Origin of the sequence: Pseudomonas sp. NFIX28 (assembly GCF_900107395.1) — a bacterium.
GTDB lineage: Bacteria > Pseudomonadota > Gammaproteobacteria > Pseudomonadales > Pseudomonadaceae > Aquipseudomonas.
Genome location: NZ_FNPW01000004.1, coordinates 445,418 through 463,057 on the forward strand (window position 1 = coordinate 445,418; position 17,640 = coordinate 463,057).

Annotated in this window: 19 protein-coding genes; 8 read left to right on the forward strand and 11 right to left on the reverse strand. The window is 62.6% G+C overall.

All coding sequences use genetic code 11. The features are described 5' to 3' along the window. Positions 1 to 311 precede the first annotated feature (311 nt). Positions 312 to 821, forward strand: a complete 510-nt coding sequence (locus BLV20_RS10885; RefSeq protein ID WP_092300884.1) for a hypothetical protein — start codon at positions 312 to 314, stop codon at positions 819 to 821. Positions 822 to 886: 65 nt separating this feature from the next. On the opposite strand, the gene BLV20_RS10890 is transcribed toward BLV20_RS10885, so the two are convergent. Further along, positions 887 to 1,759 carry a LysR family transcriptional regulator gene (locus BLV20_RS10890; protein ID WP_092300887.1) on the reverse strand — a complete coding sequence of 291 codons (873 nt, stop codon included), beginning with the start codon at positions 1,757 to 1,759 and terminating at the stop codon, positions 887 to 889. A 97-nt stretch (positions 1,760 to 1,856) separates the two neighbouring features. On the opposite strand from BLV20_RS10890, the gene gstA reads away from it, so the two are divergent. Both gstA and BLV20_RS10900 read left to right on the forward strand, forming a co-directional pair. Next, positions 1,857 to 2,459 (forward strand): glutathione transferase GstA, encoded by a 603-nt coding sequence (gene gstA / locus BLV20_RS10895; RefSeq protein ID WP_092300890.1) that lies wholly within the window; start codon positions 1,857 to 1,859, stop codon positions 2,457 to 2,459. A gap of 304 nt (positions 2,460 to 2,763) precedes the next feature. Then, complete coding sequence (locus tag BLV20_RS10900; protein WP_092300893.1) at positions 2,764 to 3,174, forward strand: GNAT family N-acetyltransferase; 411 nt, start codon at positions 2,764 to 2,766, stop codon at positions 3,172 to 3,174. Positions 3,175 to 3,184: 10 nt separating this feature from the next. On the opposite strand, the gene def is transcribed toward BLV20_RS10900, so the two are convergent. The 3 genes from def to BLV20_RS10915 form a co-directional block, all read right to left on the reverse strand. Beyond that, the gene (gene def, locus BLV20_RS10905; protein WP_092300896.1) at positions 3,185 to 3,724 is read right to left on the reverse strand and encodes a peptide deformylase; all 540 of its coding nucleotides are present in this window, start codon (positions 3,722 to 3,724) and stop codon (positions 3,185 to 3,187) included. Between the two features lie 2 nt (positions 3,725 to 3,726). Further along, a complete protein-coding gene (locus BLV20_RS10910) occupies positions 3,727 to 4,674 on the reverse strand; it encodes a YihY/virulence factor BrkB family protein (RefSeq protein ID WP_092300899.1) in 948 nt (315 codons plus the stop codon). A 173-nt stretch (positions 4,675 to 4,847) separates the two neighbouring features. Then, complete coding sequence (locus tag BLV20_RS10915) at positions 4,848 to 5,039, reverse strand: CsbD family protein (protein ID WP_092300902.1); 192 nt, start codon at positions 5,037 to 5,039, stop codon at positions 4,848 to 4,850. 211 nt (positions 5,040 to 5,250) lie between these two features. On the opposite strand from BLV20_RS10915, the gene BLV20_RS10920 reads away from it, so the two are divergent. Further along, positions 5,251 to 5,628 (forward strand): hypothetical protein, encoded by a 378-nt coding sequence (locus BLV20_RS10920; protein ID WP_092300905.1) that lies wholly within the window; start codon positions 5,251 to 5,253, stop codon positions 5,626 to 5,628. Positions 5,629 to 5,778: 150 nt separating this feature from the next. Here BLV20_RS10920 and fadD1 read toward each other — a convergent pair whose 3' ends face one another. Together fadD1 and fadD2 are read right to left on the reverse strand one after the other, a co-directional pair. After that, a complete protein-coding gene (gene fadD1, locus BLV20_RS10925; RefSeq protein ID WP_092300908.1) occupies positions 5,779 to 7,467 on the reverse strand; it encodes a long-chain-fatty-acid--CoA ligase FadD1 in 1,689 nt (562 codons plus the stop codon). A gap of 372 nt (positions 7,468 to 7,839) precedes the next feature. Next, positions 7,840 to 9,528 (reverse strand): long-chain-fatty-acid--CoA ligase FadD2, encoded by a 1,689-nt coding sequence (fadD2, locus tag BLV20_RS10930; protein ID WP_092300911.1) that lies wholly within the window; start codon positions 9,526 to 9,528, stop codon positions 7,840 to 7,842. Positions 9,529 to 9,740: 212 nt separating this feature from the next. On the opposite strand from fadD2, the gene BLV20_RS10935 reads away from it, so the two are divergent. Both BLV20_RS10935 and BLV20_RS10940 read left to right on the forward strand, forming a co-directional pair. Next, a complete protein-coding gene (locus tag BLV20_RS10935; protein WP_092300914.1) occupies positions 9,741 to 10,685 on the forward strand; it encodes an alpha/beta hydrolase in 945 nt (314 codons plus the stop codon). Positions 10,686 to 10,737: 52 nt separating this feature from the next. After that, entirely contained in the window at positions 10,738 to 11,208 is a 471-nt protein-coding gene (locus BLV20_RS10940) for a MaoC family dehydratase (protein ID WP_092300917.1), read from the forward strand. 167 nt (positions 11,209 to 11,375) lie between these two features. On the opposite strand, the gene BLV20_RS10945 is transcribed toward BLV20_RS10940, so the two are convergent. The 4 genes from BLV20_RS10945 to BLV20_RS10960 all read right to left on the reverse strand — a co-directional run bounded on the left by BLV20_RS10945 (position 11,376) and on the right by BLV20_RS10960 (position 15,048). Further along, entirely contained in the window at positions 11,376 to 12,239 is an 864-nt protein-coding gene (locus BLV20_RS10945) for an efflux RND transporter periplasmic adaptor subunit (RefSeq protein WP_092300920.1), read from the reverse strand. Positions 12,240 to 12,249: 10 nt separating this feature from the next. Beyond that, a complete protein-coding gene (locus BLV20_RS10950) occupies positions 12,250 to 12,456 on the reverse strand; it encodes a DUF1656 domain-containing protein (protein ID WP_023966774.1) in 207 nt (68 codons plus the stop codon). Further along, positions 12,443 to 14,431 (reverse strand): FUSC family protein, encoded by a 1,989-nt coding sequence (locus BLV20_RS10955; RefSeq protein ID WP_092300923.1) that lies wholly within the window; start codon positions 14,429 to 14,431, stop codon positions 12,443 to 12,445. The genes BLV20_RS10950 and BLV20_RS10955 overlap by 14 nt, the downstream gene beginning before the upstream one ends. A gap of 149 nt (positions 14,432 to 14,580) precedes the next feature. Further along, a complete protein-coding gene (locus BLV20_RS10960) occupies positions 14,581 to 15,048 on the reverse strand; it encodes a ferritin-like domain-containing protein (RefSeq protein WP_092300926.1) in 468 nt (155 codons plus the stop codon). Between the two features lie 206 nt (positions 15,049 to 15,254). Between BLV20_RS10960 and BLV20_RS10965 the strand changes: the two genes are divergently transcribed. Next, a complete protein-coding gene (locus BLV20_RS10965; protein WP_007925076.1) occupies positions 15,255 to 15,491 on the forward strand; it encodes a DUF3820 family protein in 237 nt (78 codons plus the stop codon). A 10-nt stretch (positions 15,492 to 15,501) separates the two neighbouring features. Further along, positions 15,502 to 16,689, forward strand: a complete 1,188-nt coding sequence (locus tag BLV20_RS10970; RefSeq protein ID WP_092300929.1) for an aminotransferase class V-fold PLP-dependent enzyme — start codon at positions 15,502 to 15,504, stop codon at positions 16,687 to 16,689. A gap of 281 nt (positions 16,690 to 16,970) precedes the next feature. On the opposite strand, the gene BLV20_RS10975 is transcribed toward BLV20_RS10970, so the two are convergent. Then, a complete protein-coding gene (locus tag BLV20_RS10975; RefSeq protein ID WP_023966782.1) occupies positions 16,971 to 17,636 on the reverse strand; it encodes a bifunctional 4-hydroxy-2-oxoglutarate aldolase/2-dehydro-3-deoxy-phosphogluconate aldolase in 666 nt (221 codons plus the stop codon). Positions 17,637 to 17,640 lie beyond the last annotated feature (4 nt).

A 17,640-nucleotide genomic window follows, 5' to 3' on the forward strand; every position in this document is an offset into this window, starting at 1 on the left:
CGCTTTCGCGGGCAAGCCTCGCTCCTACGCTAGCGGGACGTGTTTCAGGTCGAGCGGCGCATAAACCCCGCAAACTCCGCCCACCGCCAACCGCAGCCATCCCCCCCGTAGGAGCGGGACGTGGTTTTGCGTAAAGCGTGAAACACCGGTCGCCGTTGGCCGCAAGCGGCAAGGCTTGTCCGCCGCGCGCCGCCAGCCTTGCCGCAAACCGGTGTCGAGGCCCGGCCCTGGGTGTCTCCAGGACCTGGCAGCGCGGCGGCATGCAAATTGCTCCCCAGCCCGGGACAGCCCTTACATGCAGGTACCCAATCATGTTGGTCAGTGCCCAGAAAACCTCGGCGATCCAGCCCACCCAGCGGTCCGACATGGACCCCAGCACCGCGGCCGCCAGCGCCCTGTACAGCGGCTTGATGCAGAACGTACAGAATGCGACGACCTTGCAGGCATCCCAGGCCGTGCAACAGGCCGGCAATACGGTCAGCGACAATGTCGCCGCGGCCTTCGCCAAGACGCGCGTGCTGCTGCAAGCCACCCCGCCGACCGCCAGCACCGCGCAGGCGAACAGCGCCACCCAGGGCTCGGCCCTGGACGAGTTCAAGGACTACATGAGCAAGTCCCCTGAACAGCGCATGCGCGACAGCATCCTCGAAGAGATGGGCATTACCGAGCAAGACCTGAAAAACATGCCGCCGGAGAAACAGCTCGCGGTGGCCCAGGAAATTGCCCAGCGGCTGCAGGACAAGCTGAAGCTCGCACAAGTCGAGAAAGACGCCAACGGCATCGAGAAACAAGTCACCGACACGTTCCTCGCGGCGCTTTAATCGGCCAGTCGACCCCGGGCTGCTCTCGGCAGCCCCGGTTTCATCTGCGCTTTACGCCGACGCACTCAACCCTGGCCCAGCATATCGAGCAAGGCCCGCAGCGCCGGCGACGGCTCACTGCCCTCGGCCAGCACCAGGGCAAAGGTGCGCTGGATCGGCACGCTCAATGGCAATACGCATAGCCCCTGGCGATGTTCCGGCAAGGTCATTTGTGGCACCAGGGTCACTCCCACCTGCTCGCGAACCAGGGTAAAGGCGCTGCTCCACTCCCGCACCTCGACTCGCACATCCGCCAGCTGCAGGCCGACGTCCGCGGCCAGGCTGCGGGCGTTGACCGAACAGCCGCCCGTGGCCAGCACAAAGGGTTGGCTCACCAGTTCCTGCAAGGTCACGCCCTGCTCCTGGCCACGGCGTGCCAGGGCATGCCCCGCCGGCAGCACCGCCACCCAGGCATCGCGCCCCAGCAGGCCGGCACTGCGCTCGGGCGGCGGGTTGAGCACCACCCCGACATCGATCAAGCGCGCGTCGAGCAAAGCCTCGACCTCGTCGTCGCTGACCTCCAGCGCCACCACCTGGATGCCCGGATACAACTGCTTGAAGCGCCGTAGCAGCGGCGGCAAGAAAGTCGCCAGCACCATGGGGAAGCTGGCCAGGCGAATGGTGCCGCGCTGAATGTCACGGCAGGCGTCCGCCGTGTCACGGATGTTCTGCAACGCCGCGAGCATCGACCGCGCCTGCTCGAGCACTTGCTCGCCGACGGCGGTCGGCAGGGCCTGGCGGCTCTCCCGGGTGAACAGTTGCACGCCCAGGTTGTCCTCAAGCTGCGCCAGGGCCTGGCTGGCGCCGGATTGGGTCATGCCGACCCGCTCGGCGGCGCGGGTGATGTTGCCGCTGTCCGCCACGGCCACCAGCAAGCGCCAGTGCATCAGGTTCATCATGCCAGTAGCTGTCCTTATGGAAGTTTTCTGAAAGATTAATTTTACTGAGAACGGCGCGGACTATGACACTGGCAAACCCTTTTCTGGAGAGCCCCCGATGAACCTGTATTTCTCGCCCGACGCCTGCTCGCTGGCCCCGCACATCGTGCTGCGCGAACTGGCCCTGCCGTTCAAGCTGATCCGGGTCGACAACCGCAACAAAACCACGGCCGACGGCGCCGATTTCCTGGCGATCAACCCCAAGGGCTATGTGGCGGCGCTGGAGCTGGACGACGGCCAGGTGCTGACCGAAGGCCCGGCGATCCTGCAATACCTGGCCGACCTCAAGCCGCAAGCGGGCCTGGCGCCAGCCAATGGCAGCTGGCAGCGCTCGAGGTTGCAGGAAATGCTCAACTTCATTTCCAGCGAGGTCCATGGCGGCCTCGGCTGGCTGTTCAACAGCGAGCTTCCCGTAGCGGCCCAGGCGCTGATTCGGCAAAAGCTGTTCAAGCGCCTGGCGTTGCTGGAGGGCACGCTGCAACAGCAGGAGTACCTGCTGGGCGAAGCCTTCAGCGTTGCCGACGCCTACCTGTTCACCGTGCTGCGCTGGACCGCCGGCTTCGCGATCGAACTGGAGCAATGGCCGGCGCTGTCACGCCTGCAGGCGCGAATCGCCCAGCGCCAAGCGGTGCAAGCGGCGCTGGCGGCCGAAGCGCGGTAATGCGCTGCCCGTCCGGCCCACCCTCGCCGCTCGATTAATCAGCAAGCAAAAACAAGGAAGCCCGCAGGGCGGGCTTCGTAGCGGGTCAATGACCGAAAATATTGTGTTCGGCCTTCTTGGCTTTCTTGTCCGCGCGCTTTTCATCAGCGCTGCGGCTGGGCTTTTTCTTGGCCGTCTTTTTGGCATTCATACCTTTGGACATGATGCACACTCCACTCGCGAGGGATTCGTTCGTCAGGTATACACCTATCCCGCGCGCTCCGTACTTTTATAATTCACCGCCCCGACCCACCTGCGAAACCTCATGCCTGACATCCAATACCTGCTGCTCGCCGACACCCTGCGACCGCTGCTGAACAAGTTCTATCGCGCCCACAATTCGCCGATGCGCGCCGCCAGCGACGGGCAATCCTGGGTAGCGAAACGGGGAACGATCATCGCCGGGCTGAACCTTGTGCCTGCGGCCCAGGGGTATTGGCTGACCGGGCTGTTCGTCGACCCGGCCCACCGCGGGCAGGGCGTGGCCGGCCGTTTGGTCGAGCGGGCACGAAACAGCAACGCAGGCCCGGTCTGGCTGTTTTGCCACCCGGACCTGCAAGGCTTGTATCAACGCATGGGGTTTACCCCGGCCTCGGCCCTGCCCCAAGGCCTGGCGGACCGGCTGGCCCGCTACCAGCGCAGCAAGCCGCTGGTCGCCATGGGCCACGGCGGCTGATCGAGAAGGCTCAATCGTCGGCGTTGGGATCGAGCTCGGGGAACATCACTTCGGTGAAGCCGAACTTGCTGAAATCGCTGATCCGCGATGGATACAAGCGGCCGATCAGGTGGTCGCATTCATGCTGCACCACCCGCGCATGGAACCCCGAGGCCAGCCGCACGATGGGCTCGCCCCTGGGGTCGACGCCTTCGTAGCGGATGTGCTGGTAACGCTCGACCGCGCCACGCAGCCCCGGCACCGACAGGCAGCCTTCCCAGCCCTCTTCCAGCACCGGGCTCAGGGGCGTGATCAGCGGGTTGATCAGGATGGTCTGCGGCACGGCCTCGGCTTGCGGATAACGCTCGCTGTGCTCGAAACCGAAGATCACCAGTTGCAGGTCGACACCGATCTGCGGCGCCGCCAGGCCCACGCCGCCGACGCTTTCCATGGTCTGGAACATGTCGTCGATCAATTGCCACAGCTCGGGGCTGTCGTACATCTCGGGCGGCACCGGCGGTGCGATGCGCAACAGGCGCTCGTCGCCCATTTTGAGGATTTCACGGATCATGTTCAGGCTTCGTCAGTGGTCGGCTTGAGCGAGTGGTCCCGGCCCAGTCCCGATATGTGTTGTTTGGGCTCGTCGTGCTCGCCGGGCACCCGTTCTCCCGGGTTCTTGCCGTCGGACGACATGTGTTCGATCGCCGCATTCATCTCGGCCCCCAGCAACAGCACCGCCGAGGAAATATAGAAGTACAGCAGCAGGACGATGATCGCGCCGATACTGCCATACATGGCGTTGTAGTTGGCGAAGGTCTTGACGTAGAACGCAAAGCCCAGCGAGGCGATGATCCACACCACCACCGCCAGCACCGAGCCGGGGGTGATAAAGCGGAACTCCTGCTTCACGTCGGGCATCACGTAGTAGATCAGCGCCACGGCGACCATCATCAAAATCACGATCACCGGCCAGCGCAGGATGGTCCAGACGGTGACGATAAAGTCTTCGAGGCCGACCTGGGAGGCGATCCAGCCCATGACCTGCGGCCCGAGCACCATCAAGGCCGCGGCCACCAGGAGCATGCCGGCGATGCCGATGGTGTAGAAAATCGACAGCGGAAAACGCTTCCACAGCGGGCGCTTCTCGACCACGTCATAGGCGGCGTTCATCGCGCTCATCATCAGGCGCACGCCGGCCGAAGCGGTATACAGGGCAATCACGATACCCACCGACAGCAAACCACCCTTGGATTGCTGCAACTGGTCGATCACCGGGTTGACCTGCTCCAGCGCCTGGGGTGGCAACACCAGTTCCGATTGCAGGCGCAACCAGGAGAAGAAGTCCGGCAGGTGCAGGAAACCGATCAAGGCGATCAGGAACAGAATGAAGGGGAACAACGAAAACAGCATCTGATAGGCCAGTGCCGAGGCGTAGGTCGACATTTCATCGTTGATGAATTCAGTGACCGTGCGCACCAGCACACGATGCAGGGGCAGGCCTTTCAAATTCGGCAAGAACATAGCGTCTCCTTTCGCCGCAAGAATTCAGGGTCGGTGGCGACTCAGGGGCCGTTTTGTACAACAAACTAGCCTAGTTTGGCGATTTTGAACCGTTTCATCGCAATTGGTGCCGTGCCCGGTATTAAAAACGGCCATCCGCGGATGGCCGTCGTATTGCATTGCGAGCCGGCGGATCAGGCTTTGTCGACGGTCTTTTTCACCGCGTCCTTGGCCTTGCCGACAGCTTGCTGGGCTTCACCTTTCTTCTCCTGAATCTTGCCTTCGGTTTCCAACCGTGTGTTGTCGGTAGCTTTGCCGACGCCTTGCTTGATCGTGCCAATGGCCTCATTGGCCAGACCTTTTGCCTTGTCCGCTGTGCTGCCCATGGTATTTCTCCTTAGAACAATCGAGGGTTTGGGGTCTTACCCAGAGGTTGACTCAAGGCCATCGCGCGGAGTTTCAATTATTTTCGGCGAGGCATTTCATCGCCTTATTTGCCCGCCGCACGCAGGTTGCGCTTTATGTTTGGCGGCCAACCCATGAGAATGCGCAACGTATTCAGGCTCTGCGCTGAAGATCCAATCCCGTAGGAATGTTATGAAACTCGATAAAAAGCTGGCCATCGCCCGCCGGAACCAGGAACTGGGTGGCGCGGTGCTGGGCGTCAACAACTGCCACTTCGCGGAATTGAGCCGCAGCCGCAATATCTGGTGGTTCGACCTTCCGGTCAGCCGCCTGGCCGTCGGCCAGTACGAATGGGTCCACCTGCTGCTGCACACCCCGAGCACCGACCAGTTGCTGCACCTGAAGGTGCCGACCGTGTTCCTGCGGGAAAAGCTCGAAGGCCTGGTGGTTCGCAACGCCGGCAAGCGCAAGGCGGCGCTGAGCCTGGAGCTGAGCGCCGACAAGGACTCCTTCCTCAAGGATGTACGCCCCGCCGGCACCGGCGTGAACTTCGCACAGTTCCAGCAGTGATCCAGCTGTAGCCGCTGCCGCAAGCTCCGCAGGACCTGCTGCGCCGGCAAGACAGCGCGCTCTGCGAGGTCGATCGCAGCCTTCGGCAGCGGCTACACAAACACCCAAAAAAAAGCCCCGCGGATGCGGGGCTTTTTTGTGCCTGGCGCCTTACTTCTTCACGCCCAGCTTTTTCAGCTCTTCGTCACGCAGTTCGCGACGCAGGATCTTGCCCACGTTGGTGGTCGGCAGCGCGTCGCGGAATTCGACAGCCTTGGGCACCTTGTAACCGGTGACATTGGCGCGCATGTGCTCCATCACCTGTTCCTTGGTCAGGGTCACGCCCGGCTTGGCGACGATGAAAATCTTGATCGACTCGCCCGATTTCTCGTCCGGCACACCGATCGCCGCGCACTGCAACACGCCTGGCAGGCCCGCCAGCACATCTTCCAGCTCGTTCGGATACACGTTGAAGCCCGAGACCAGAATCATGTCCTTCTTGCGATCGACGATGCGGATATAGCCATCAGGCTGGATCAGCGCGATATCGCCGGTCTTCAGCCAGCCGTCGCTCATCACCTCGTCGGTGGCGTCCTGGCGCTGCCAGTAGCCCTTCATGACCTGCGGGCCCTTGACGCAAAGCTCGCCGATCTCGCCCAGCGGCAGCTCGACGCCGGCGTCGTCGATGATGCGACACAGGGTCGACGGCACCGGAATGCCGATGGTGCCCATCTGGATGTTCTGGCCCGGGTTGACGGTGGCTACCGGGCTGGTTTCGGTCATGCCGTAACCTTCGCAGATCGCGCAACCGGTCACGTCCTTCCAACGCTCGGCCGCCGCCAGCTGCAGCGCCATGCCCCCGGACAAGGTGACCTTCAGCGCCGAGAAGTCCAGCTTGCGGAAGGCTTCGTTGTTGCACAGGGCGACGAACAGCGTGTTGAGACCGACGAAGCCGCTGAACTTCCACTTCGACAGCTCCTTGACCATCGCCGGCAAGTCGCGCGGGTTGCTGATCAGGATGTTGTGGTTGCCGCTCAGCATCATCGCCATGCAATGAAAGGTGAAGGCATAGATGTGGTACAGCGGCAGCGGAGTGATCAGGATCTCGCAACCTTCATTGAGGTTGGAGGCCATCAGCGCCCGGCATTGCAGCATGTTCGCCACCAGGTTGCGGTGGGTCAGCATGGCGCCTTTGGCCACGCCCGTGGTGCCGCCGGTGTATTGCAGCACGGCTACATCGCTGCTGGCCGGACTGGCGTCCTTGACCGGCTGGCCATGGCCTTTGCTCAGTACATCGTTGAATTTGACGGCATTGGGCAGGTGATAGGCCGGCACCATCTTCTTCACGTACTTGATGACGCTGTTGATCAGCAAGCGCTTGAGCGGCGGCAGCAGGTCCGCCACTTCGGTGACGATCACATGCTTGACGCCAGTCTTGGGCACCACGGCTTCGGCCAGGTGCGCCATGTTGGCCAGGCAGACCAGGGCCTTGGCGCCGGAGTCGTTGAATTGGTGTTCCATCTCCCGCGCGGTATACAGCGGGTTGGTGTTGACCACGATCAGCCCGGCGCGGATGGCGCCGAATACGGCGACCGGGTATTGCAGGACGTTGGGCAGTTGCACGGCGATTCGATCGCCGGGCTGCAAATCGGTATGCTGTTGCAGATACGCGGCAAAAGCTCCGGACAGTTCGTACAGCTCACCGTAGGTGAGTGTCTTGCCGAGGTTGCTAAAGGCCGGCTTGTTGGCAAAGCGTTGGCAGGACTGCTTCAACACCGCCTGAATATTCGGATACTCGTCTGGATTGATATCGGCAGCAATCCCAGCTGGGTACTTATCCTTCCAAAAGTCTTGGATCATGGAAGCCCACTCCTCAGCAACGCGAATTCGTCAGCGCATTTGATGCGATTATTATTGGTGTCTTTTTTGTGGTGAGTCTGGCTGTAATTCAGGCCGAGAAGTCACAAAGCGCGCCGAGAGTAGCAGCTTTGCCAAAGGCCGCCTAGAGCCAAAATTGGCCCATATAGTCACTTTCTTGACTCAAGAACATCAAATAGTCATTTTTAGAGTAAAAAATCTATAAAGCCGAATAAGGCTCTGGAACGGGCTTTTGCGCCCTTCAAAAGCATCACGAGCAAGCTTCGTTCCTACAGAAACCCTGGGTTCCGGTAAAAACGAGGCTTGCTCGCGATGGTCGCGCCATGGCGCATTGCTGTCACATCGGGTTGAACATCAAGCGATGTCGCGCAACTCCCGACGCAGGATCTTGCCTACCGGCGTCATCGGCAACGACTCACGCAACACGATGTGTTTCGGCACCTTGTAGCCAGTGAAATTCTCCTTGCAGTACGCCTTCAGCTCTTCGAGGCTGACTCCCGATTCGCGGGCCACCACGAACAGCTTCACCGCCTCCCCCGAGCGCTCGTCCGGCACACCGATCACCGCGCAGTTGGCGACTTTCGGGTGGGCCATCACCACGTCCTCGATCTCGTTGGGGTACACGTTGAAACCCGAGACGATGATCATGTCCTTCTTGCGATCGACGATACGCACGAAGCCGTCCGGATCGATCACCGCGATATCGCCGGACTTGAACCAGCCCTCGGCGTCGAGCACTTCCTCGGTGGCCTCCGGCTTCTGCCAGTAGCCCTTCATGATCTGCGGCCCCTTGATGCACAGTTCGCCACGCTCGCCCAGCGGCTGCTCGACGCCCTCATCGTCGATGACCTTGAGGGTCGTGCCCGGTACCGGCAGGCCCACCGTTCCCAGGCGCGACTGGTCGCCATAGGGATTGGTGCAGGCCACGGGCGAGGTTTCGGTCAGGCCGTAGCCTTCGGTGATGCGGCAACCGGTCAACTGCGCCCAACGCTCGGCGGTGGCCTTGACCAGCGCCGTGCCTCCCGAGTTGGTCAGCTTGAGATGAGAAAAGTCGAGGCTCTTGAATTCGGGGTGATCCATCAGCGCCGTGAACAGCGTGTTCAGCCCCAGCAGCGCCGAAAAGCGCCACTGCTTGAGCTCCTTGATAAACCCGCCGATGTCCCGCGGGTTGGTGATCAGCACGTTGTGGTTGCCGGTGACCATCATGCACATGCAGTTCGCGGTGAAGGCATAGATGTGGTACAGCGGCAGCGGCGCAATCATCACCTCCTGGCCTTCGCGCAACAGCGGGTGGCCATCCGGGCCCCGTTGCTCGAGGCAGGCACGGACCTGCTGCATGTTGGCCACCAGGTTGCCGTGGGTCAGCATCGCACCCTTGGCCAGCCCCGTGGTGCCGCCGGTGTATTGCAGCACCGCGACGTCGTCCAGGCGGGCGTTCAAAGGCTTGATCGGCACGCCACGGCCCTGGCGCAGCGCGCTCTTGAAGGAAATGGCCTGGGGCAGCCGATAGGCCGGCACCATTTTCTTTACCTTGTCGACCAGGGTGTTGACCAGCCAGCCCTTGGCGGAGGGCATCAGGTCGCCCATCTTCGCCTCGATCAGGAACTGGATATCGGTATCGGCCAGCACTTGCTCGACCTTCTGCCCGAACAGGTTCATGTACACCAGGGCACGCGCGCCGGAATCCTTGAACTGGTGGCGCATTTCCCGGGTGGTGTACAGCGGGTTGGTGTTGACCACGATCAGCCCGGCGCGCAAGGCGCCGAACACGGCGATCGGGTAATGCAGGACATTGGGCATCTGCACCGCAATGCGGTCGCCCGGCACCAGGTCGGTGCTGCTTTGCAGATAACCGGCAAAGGCCGCGCTGTAGCGCTCCAGCTCGGCGTAGGTCATGGTCACGCCCATGTTGCTGAAGGCCGGGCGGTCGGCAAATTTCTTGCAGGAACGCTCGAACACCTCGATCACCGACTTGTAGGCACCCAGGTCGATATCGACAGGCACTCCGGCCGGGCGTTTGTCATTCCAGAAATCAGGCTGCATTGTTCTTGTCCTCTTTACCTGAGTTGTCCGGGCCGCTTCTCTGACGCGACGAAAGGCGGGGCTCTGCGGACGTTAGCAGCTATGGCCAATAGGGCAAATATGGCCGGCAGCGTCATTGATAACGTGAATCTTGCCGCCATGGCGCGCGCGGATCGGACGGTGCCGACGACGATGAGCTATACAATGCAACGACCCCGTGCAAAGGAATCGCCATGATCCACCACTCTTTCTGGCTGACCGCGAGCGACCACAGCCAGCTCTACGTCAACCAGTGGCTCCCCGCGGCCCCGCTCAAGGCCGTGATCCTGCTGGCCCACGGCATGGCCGAACACAGCGGACGCTACGCCAGGCTCGCGGCGGCGCTGTGCAATGAAAGCTACGGTGTCTATGCGCCGGACCAGCGCGGCCACGGCAAGACCGCCGAGCACGGGGTACTCGGGCACTTCGCCGACGATGACGGCTGGTGCAAGGTGGTCGGCGACCTGGCCAGCCTCAACCAGCACATCGGCCAGCAGCACCCGGGAGTCCCGATCGTGTTGCTGGGCCACAGCATGGGCAGCTACATCGCCCAGGCCTACCTGCTGCACCATAGCGCCAGCCTGGACGGGGCGATTCTCAGCGGCTCGAATTTCCAGCCGGTGTCGCTGTACTGCATCGCCCGCCAGATCGCCCGCTTCGAGCGCTGGCGCCAGGGCCCCCTGGGGCGCAGCGCGTTGATCGAATGGCTGTCGTTCGGCTCGTTCAACAAGGCCTTCAAGCCCAACCGCACGCCCTTCGACTGGCTCAGCCGCGACCCCGACGAAGTCGACAAATACGCCCGGGACCCGCTCTGCGGCTTTCGCTGCAGCAACCAGTTGTGGATCGACCTGCTGGGCGGCCTGGAGCAAATCAGCAAGGCTTCCAACCTGGCCCAGATCGATCCGGGCCTGCCATTGCTGGTGATGGGCGGCGAATGTGATCCGGTGAGCAATGGCATACGTCTCAAGGATCTGGCCGGTGCTCTGCGCGAGGCCGGCAGCCAGTGCCTGCAGCTCAGCATCTACCCGCAGGCACGGCACGAATTGTTCAATGAAAGCAACCGCGACGAAGTGACGGCCGATGTACTGGCCTGGCTCGACCAGGCCCTGCGGCATCGCCGGCCACCGAAGACTGAATGACCCTGTTTCAAATCAATATGCCAATCAACGCTCAGCACAGGACTTGAGAGAGATGACCCAGGTTACCAACACCCCTTACGAAGCCCTCGAAGTCGGCCAGACCGCCAGTTACAGCAAGCACGTGCAAGAGCGTGACATCCAGTTGTTCGCCGCCATGTCCGGCGACCATAACCCGGTGCACCTGGACGCCGAGTTCGCCGCCGCCAGCATGTTCAAGGAGCGTATCGCCCACGGCATGTTCAGCGGTGCGCTGATCAGCGCCGCGGTGGCCTGCGAATTGCCTGGGCCGGGCACCATCTATATCGGCCAGAAAATGAGCTTCCAGAAGCCGGTGAAGATCGGCGACACCCTGACCGTGCGCCTGGAAATCCTCGAAAAACTGCCGAAGTTCCGCGTGCGTATCGCCACCCGCGTGTTCAACCAGCGCGATGAACTGGTGGTGGACGGCGAAGCTGAAATCCTCGCCCCGCGCAAACAACAGACCGTCACCCTGCCGACCTTGCCGGCCATCAGCATCGGCTGAAGCGCCCTGTAGCCGCTGGCGCAACCTGCGATCGGTTTGGGCGGCACTCCGATGTAGCAATCGCAAAATCAGCCACTGCGTTTCCCGGGCAGATCCGGGACTCGGGGCTAGCGGTTGCTACCCAACCGATCGCAGCCTCGCAGGCTCGGCGGCGGCTACAGGCGGGATTAGCGGCTCCCCTCTTCCACCTGCACGCTCGCCGTCATCCCGGCGCTCAGGTTGATGCCTTCGGGCACCTTGTCGAGCTTGATCCGCACCGGAATCCGCTGTGCCAGGCGCACCCAGTTGAAAGTCGGCTCCACCTCGGCCAGCAGTTGCCCGTCCGGCGTGGCGTTGCGGTCGGTGATGCCTCGGCTGATGCTTTCCACCTGCCCTTGCAAGGCTTCGCCAGCGCTCATCAGCCAAACCTTGACCGGGTCGCCGACCTTGATCCGCGGCAGTTTGGTTTCCTCGAAATAGGCCTGCACGTAGAACGTCGAATCGTCGATCAGGGCCATCACCGATTGCCCGGCGTTCACATAGTTGCCCTCGGCCAGGCGCAGGTTGGTGATATGCCCGCTGCGTGGCGCGCGGACCTGGCTGCGCGCCAGGTTGAGCTCGGCGACCTTGGCGTCGGCCTGGGCCTGGCGCAGCTCGCCGCGGGCGACCCCGGCATTGATCTGCGCGTTTTCCCGCAGCTCGGCGCTGATCGCCTGCGGACCGAGGCTGGCCCGGCGGCTGGCTTCGCGCTCTTTCAGGTTGAGCTGCTGCTGGCGGGTCTGCACCACCGCCTGGGCCTTTTCCAGCGCCGCCTCGAAGCGGTCGCGGTCGATGCTCAGCAACAGGTCGCCGGCCTTCACCGCCTGGTTGTCATGGACCTTGAGCTCATGCACCCAGCCCGCCACATCCGGGGCGACTATCACCACGTCGGCGCGAACCCGCGCGTCCCGGGTCCAGGGCGTGAGCATGTAGTACTGCCACAGATGAAAGCCGGCAAACAGCGCCGCCGCCACCAGGCACAAAGTAAAAGCGATACGCACGGAGGCACGCATGAACAACTCCTTATAAAGGTCCGAGTACGACAGTGACCAACGTCAGGACACAGACGTACAAGGCCACATCGAACAGTGCTTCGTGCCAGATCCAGCGTCCCAGCGGCGTTGCGCGCAACAGCATGCGCAACGCCCCGGTGAGCACCAGGGCCAGCACCACATAAATCAGAAACGGGCTGAGCAACACTCCGCCCAGCGACCACTCACGCAGCCCCATGGCTTTCCTCCTGCTGCCGGCACCAGGTGCGCCAGCTCTTTTGCAACTGCACCACCGCGCCCTGGGCCAGCTTCAACGCATCGCTGGGCGGATGCCTGTCCAGGGCCTCGAGCATGGCGCTGCTGGCGCCGGCCAGCGCCTCGCCGCGACTGGCCCCCGGCCCTTGTGCCAACACCTGTTCCAGGAATTGGAAATAACCTCGCTGCACGGCATCCGCCGGCACCTGGGCCACCGCCAGGCTCAGGCGCAGGTGCATCAGCTCGTCGCCGATGTCCAGGCCCAGCAGGCCATCGTCCCAACGGCTGCGCGCCTGCTCCGGCAACTCCGGGTAATGCCGCGCCAGTTGCAACAGGCGATCGGCCATGCGCCCGCCGAACCAGCTCTCCGCGCCACGCAGGTTGCGCCGGGTCAAGCGCACCAGGTCCTGCAAGGTCGCCGCCAGCAGGCGCCGCCCGTGCCAGGCCGGGTTGCGCAAGATCAACAGGTGAAACGCCAGCACCGCGGCGCCCACGCCCAACACCATCGCCTGGGCGCTGTTGAAGAAGCTCGCGACATCGAAGGTCATCTGGTTCTGCGGCGAAATCAGCACCACGAAGTGCAGGCAGAACGAGGTGGCCGTGGCGCCGATCTGCGGCTTGGCCATGCCCAGCGCGCCGAAAAACAACGGCACGCCCATGGCCATGGCGAGCAAGGCGAAACTGCTCCACTGCGGCAGCAGGATCTGCCCGACCACGAAGGCCACCGGAATCGCCAGGAAGATGCCACGCATGAAACTCATGCCGATCTGCGCGCCGTTCTCCCGACTGGCAAACAGGCCGCACACCACGCAGGTCAGCAGCATCGCCCCGGAGGCCGCCGGCCAGGCCGTGGCCAGCCAGAAGCTGGCAACGGTCAGGAAAGCCAAGGCGCTGCGCGCGCCAAACAGCAGCGCCAGCGACAGGTCGCGATGCGGGGTCAGGGTGGCGGCCTGCTCGGCCGGCGCCTTGCCCTCCTCCACCGCCTGCATCGCCGTGCTCGCGGCCAGAGCGGTGTCCAGCAGCAGGGTAAAACGGGCCAGGCAATAGCTTTGCGCCGAGCTGATGGCCGAGTCGTGTGACGCGTCCAGCAACTGCGGCCGCAGCGCCTGCAAGGTTGGCCCGTCCATGGCCGCCAGGGCCTGCTGCACCCGCTCCATCCATGGCGCCAGTTGCTGCGCCTCGGCCTGGTCCAGTTGTTTCCATTGCCGGCGCACCGAGCGCGAGATGCGCAACAGCATCAATAGCTTCTGGCTCAAGCCGCTGATCGCCCGCGCCCGCTGCCGGCCGAGTGAGCCTTCGAACCAGGCATGTTCGCGCTGGGAGTCCACGGCGACGATGCGCCCGAGGATCTCCAGCAGGCCCTTGCGCGCCAGGGCGTCGCCGGCCAGGGTCGCCCGCGCCGCCTGCATGCCGCTTTGCCAGGCGCTGCGCGCCTGCTCGGTCAACTGCCGCTCGACCCGCATCGGCCAGAGCAAGGCGCTGCTGGCGGTGGCGCAAATGATGCCCAGGGAAATTTCCGTGCAGCGCGCCACGGCCTGGTCGAAGATCGACAGCGGGTGGGAGATTGCCGGCAAGGCGATGATCGCCACGGTGTAGCCGGCCAGCACGAAGGAATAGGACCAGGCGCTGCGCAGCAGGGTCGAACTGGCGGTACACAACCCCAGCCACAAGGCCAGGGCCAGCAGGAACAGCCACGGGGCCTGGGCGAACAGCCCCATGAACAGCACCGACATGCAGGTTCCCACCAACGTCCCCACCAGCCGCGCCAGGCCTTTTTGCAGGACCATTCCCGACAGCGGCTGGGCCACGATGATCGCCGTCATCAGCGCCCAGGCCGGCTGCTCCAGGCCCCAGCGCATGGCCAGCCACAATGCCAGGCCGGCGCCGAACACGGTCTTGATCGCGAACTGCACGGCCGCAAGATTGGGGGCGAACAACGCCTGCAAAGTGATACGCACGGAAAGAACCCTGGAAGGACAAAACAACGATAGACGCAACTCGAGTGAGCGCTGGCAAATTATTAGCTAGCTAACTATCTGTCGTCCAGTATTTATTTCAGGCACAAAAAAACGCCAGGCAAGCTGGCGTTTTTGACAGGCTTGACCCGTTATGAGCGGGCGCGGGCCTGGTTGCGCAGGGCCTTGACCTGGTCGTGATTGCGCTGCACACCATGATACTGGCGCTCTACCAGGTCACGGATGCCTACCAGGTTGTGCTCGTTGATTTCCTCCAGGGCTTCCCGATAAGCCTTCAGCGCGTGATCTTCGCCGCGCTCGGCCTCATTGAGCACCGCTTCTTCGTCCTTGCCGGTCACCAGGGACTTGATGTCGACCCAACGACGGTGCAAGTCACCGCTGACGCTGGTGGAGGTTTCCGGATCGCCGCCCAATGAACGCACGCTGGCCTGCAATTCGCTCGCGGCGCTGGCGCATTCGCTGGAGCACCTCATGAACAGCGATTTGAGCTCAGGATGCTTGATGTCTTCTGCACAGGTCTTGAACCCCTCCTGACCGTCCTTGCAGGTTTCGATCAAGTCATTGAGGACCGAAATCGATTTTTTATTAATGTCAGTCATTTCTTAATTCCTTCCAGGTTGAGGGAGTCGTAATAGCTGTTGCACCCGGCGTGCCAGTCCTGGAATTAGAATTTTATTCTTATTTTTCAAATACTTAATTTTTACGCCGCTTTCTGTATCCGCGTTATTTGCATGATCTGTCATTTGGCCTGCATGCAGAATGCCTGTATTTTCCAGGCTATTCGTCACCTCAACAGACAGCTGCCATGAATCCCGAAAAACTCGAACTGCTGGTCACCCGAGAAATGCCCTACGGCAAGTACAAGGGCCGCATTCTCGCCGACCTGCCCGGCCCCTACCTGAACTGGTTCGCCCGCGAAGGTTTTCCCCACGGCGAGTTGGGCGGCCTGCTGGCCTTGATGCAGGAAATCGATCACAACGGCCTTTCCGATCTACTGGACCCGCTGCGCGCCAAACACGGCAAACCCAAACCCCGTCATTAAGAAGACCGCCATGCCATGTAATGCCCAACTCGCCCGCGACGAAGATTACTGGCTGGCGATTGCCCGCCGATATGACGTCGAACCTGGGCCGATCAACCTGGAAAACGGTTACTTCGGACGCATGAGCCGCGCCGTGGTCGATGAATACCAGCGCCAGATCGACTTCGTGAACCGCAGCAACTCGGTGCATGTACGCCAGCATTTCGAACAGATCGGCAATTTGCAGATTCGACAGCAATTGGCCGACCTGATCGACGTCGACCGCCAGGCCATCGCCCTCACCCGCAGCGCTTCGGAGGCGCTGCAATCACTGATTCGCAACTACAACCGCCTCCAGCCGGGCGACCAGCTGCTGATCAGCGACCTGGAATACGACAGCGTCAAGGGCGCCATGCGCTGGCTGGCACATAATCGCGGGGTCGAGCTGATCGAGATCGAGCATGCCCATCCGGCGAGTTTCGACAGCCTGCTGGCCAGCTATCGCCAGGCCTTCGAGCGTTACCCACGGCTCAAACTGATGGCCGTGACCCACGTTACACACCGCACCGGGCTGGTGTTGCCGGTCCAGGCCATCGCCCGTGAAGCCCGCGAACGTGGAATCGACGTCATTCTCGACGGCGCCCATGCCCTGGCCCAGGTCGATTTCAAGCTCGATGAACTGGGCGTGGCGTTCGCCGGCTATAACCTGCAGAAATGGATTGGCGCGCCCCTTAGCCTGGGTTTTGTCTATATAGACCCGCAACGCCTGGCCGATATCGATCCGGACATGGGCGAGCAGCGTTATGCCCTGGACGATATCCGCTCCCGCGCGCCTTATGGCACGCCGAACTTTCCGGCGTGGCTGACCTTGCCCCGGGTCTTCGAGGAACACCGCAGCATGGGCGGCTCGGCGCTCAAGGGCGCGCGCCTGAATTACCTGCGCGACCTGTGGGTGAGCCAGGTGCGCGACCTGCCCGGCATCGAAGTGCTGACCCCGGACGATCCGCGGCTGTATTGCGGCATCACCTCGTTTCTCTTCACCCGCCAACCGGACCAGCAGGCAATGGCCGAACGGCTGCTCAAGGAATATGGGCTGTTCACCGTGGTGCGCAGCGGCTCGCGCTGCGGGCCCTGCATCCGGGTGACCCCGGGCTTTACCACGTCGAGCGGGGATATCCAGCGGCTGGTCGAGGCATTGACTGAACTGGCAGTTGAATGACCTGTAGCCGCTGCCGCAGGCTGCGATCGGCCGAAAGGCCGTAGCGTTATCTGGATCGCAGAAGGTCCTTCGGACCTGTCGCAGCCTGCGGCAGCGGCTACAGGCAGTAACGACCATCTCATCGCGTTGCTCGCCCCGGCGTCATCGCGCGCAAGCTGCGCTCCTACGGAAGAGCGTCGCCAGGCAGCTTTTCTCCAGGCAAAAAAAAACGGTGCACCGACCAAGCGCACCGTAAAGCCGTAGAACACACCAACGAATCTTTAAAAAAGCAGGAAAACCTGTCAGTCCAGCAGGGCCAGGGCCTCGGCCGTGCACTCCTGGATCCGCGCCCAGTCGCCGTTCTTGATCCATTCAGGATCGAGCATCCAGCTGCCGCCGACGCACATCACGTTCTTCAACGCCATGTAGCTCTTGATATTGGCCGGGCCGACGCCGCCGGTCGGGCAGAATTTCACTTCGCCGAACGGGCCGCCCAGGGCCTTGATCGCGGCCACGCCGCCACTGACTTCCGCCGGGAACAGCTTGAAGCGGCGATAACCCAGGCTATAGCCCTCCATGATCCCGGAAGCATTGCTGATCCCCGGCAACAGTGGGATCGGGCTGGCGACGCTGGCCTCCAGCAGATCGCGGGTAATGCCCGGGGTAACGATGAATTGCGAGCCGGCGGCTTCGGCGGCAGCCAGCATCTGGCGATCGAGCACGGTACCGGCACCGGTCACTAGTTCCGGGCGCTGTTCGCGCAGGATCTGGATGGCCTTGAGGCCGAACTGCGAGCGCAGGGTCACTTCCAGCGCGGTCAAGCCACCGGCGGCCAGGGCGTCCGCCAGGGGCAGCACGTCCTGTTCGCGGGCGATGGTGATCACCGGCAGAATCCGCGCCTTGGCGCAGAGGCTGTCGATCAGGGCAACTTTGTCCGCCATGGAAACGGTCGGTTGTGGGTTTGTCATAGCG

What these genes read in the sequence shown, in the direction of transcription:
- BLV20_RS10885 (WP_092300884.1), top strand. Translation starts at nt 312, where the DNA reads ATGTTGGTCAGTGCCCAGAAAACCTCGGCGATCCAGCCCACCCAGCGG.
- BLV20_RS10890 (WP_092300887.1), bottom strand. Translation starts at nt 1,759, where the DNA reads ATGATGAACCTGATGCACTGGCGCTTGCTGGTGGCCGTGGCGGACAGC.
- gstA (WP_092300890.1), top strand. Translation starts at nt 1,857, where the DNA reads ATGAACCTGTATTTCTCGCCCGACGCCTGCTCGCTGGCCCCGCACATC.
- BLV20_RS10900 (WP_092300893.1), top strand. Translation starts at nt 2,764, where the DNA reads ATGCCTGACATCCAATACCTGCTGCTCGCCGACACCCTGCGACCGCTG.
- def (WP_092300896.1), bottom strand. Translation starts at nt 3,724, where the DNA reads ATGATCCGTGAAATCCTCAAAATGGGCGACGAGCGCCTGTTGCGCATC.
- BLV20_RS10910 (WP_092300899.1), bottom strand. Translation starts at nt 4,674, where the DNA reads ATGTTCTTGCCGAATTTGAAAGGCCTGCCCCTGCATCGTGTGCTGGTG.
- BLV20_RS10915 (WP_092300902.1), bottom strand. Translation starts at nt 5,039, where the DNA reads ATGGGCAGCACAGCGGACAAGGCAAAAGGTCTGGCCAATGAGGCCATT.
- BLV20_RS10920 (WP_092300905.1), top strand. Translation starts at nt 5,251, where the DNA reads ATGAAACTCGATAAAAAGCTGGCCATCGCCCGCCGGAACCAGGAACTG.
- fadD1 (WP_092300908.1), bottom strand. Translation starts at nt 7,467, where the DNA reads ATGATCCAAGACTTTTGGAAGGATAAGTACCCAGCTGGGATTGCTGCC.
- fadD2 (WP_092300911.1), bottom strand. Translation starts at nt 9,528, where the DNA reads ATGCAGCCTGATTTCTGGAATGACAAACGCCCGGCCGGAGTGCCTGTC.
- BLV20_RS10935 (WP_092300914.1), top strand. Translation starts at nt 9,741, where the DNA reads ATGATCCACCACTCTTTCTGGCTGACCGCGAGCGACCACAGCCAGCTC.
- BLV20_RS10940 (WP_092300917.1), top strand. Translation starts at nt 10,738, where the DNA reads ATGACCCAGGTTACCAACACCCCTTACGAAGCCCTCGAAGTCGGCCAG.
- BLV20_RS10945 (WP_092300920.1), bottom strand. Translation starts at nt 12,239, where the DNA reads ATGCGTGCCTCCGTGCGTATCGCTTTTACTTTGTGCCTGGTGGCGGCG.
- BLV20_RS10950 (WP_023966774.1), bottom strand. Translation starts at nt 12,456, where the DNA reads ATGGGGCTGCGTGAGTGGTCGCTGGGCGGAGTGTTGCTCAGCCCGTTT.
- BLV20_RS10960 (WP_092300926.1), bottom strand. Translation starts at nt 15,048, where the DNA reads ATGACTGACATTAATAAAAAATCGATTTCGGTCCTCAATGACTTGATC.
- BLV20_RS10965 (WP_007925076.1), top strand. Translation starts at nt 15,255, where the DNA reads ATGAATCCCGAAAAACTCGAACTGCTGGTCACCCGAGAAATGCCCTAC.
- BLV20_RS10970 (WP_092300929.1), top strand. Translation starts at nt 15,502, where the DNA reads ATGCCATGTAATGCCCAACTCGCCCGCGACGAAGATTACTGGCTGGCG.
- BLV20_RS10975 (WP_023966782.1), bottom strand. Translation starts at nt 17,636, where the DNA reads ATGACAAACCCACAACCGACCGTTTCCATGGCGGACAAAGTTGCCCTG.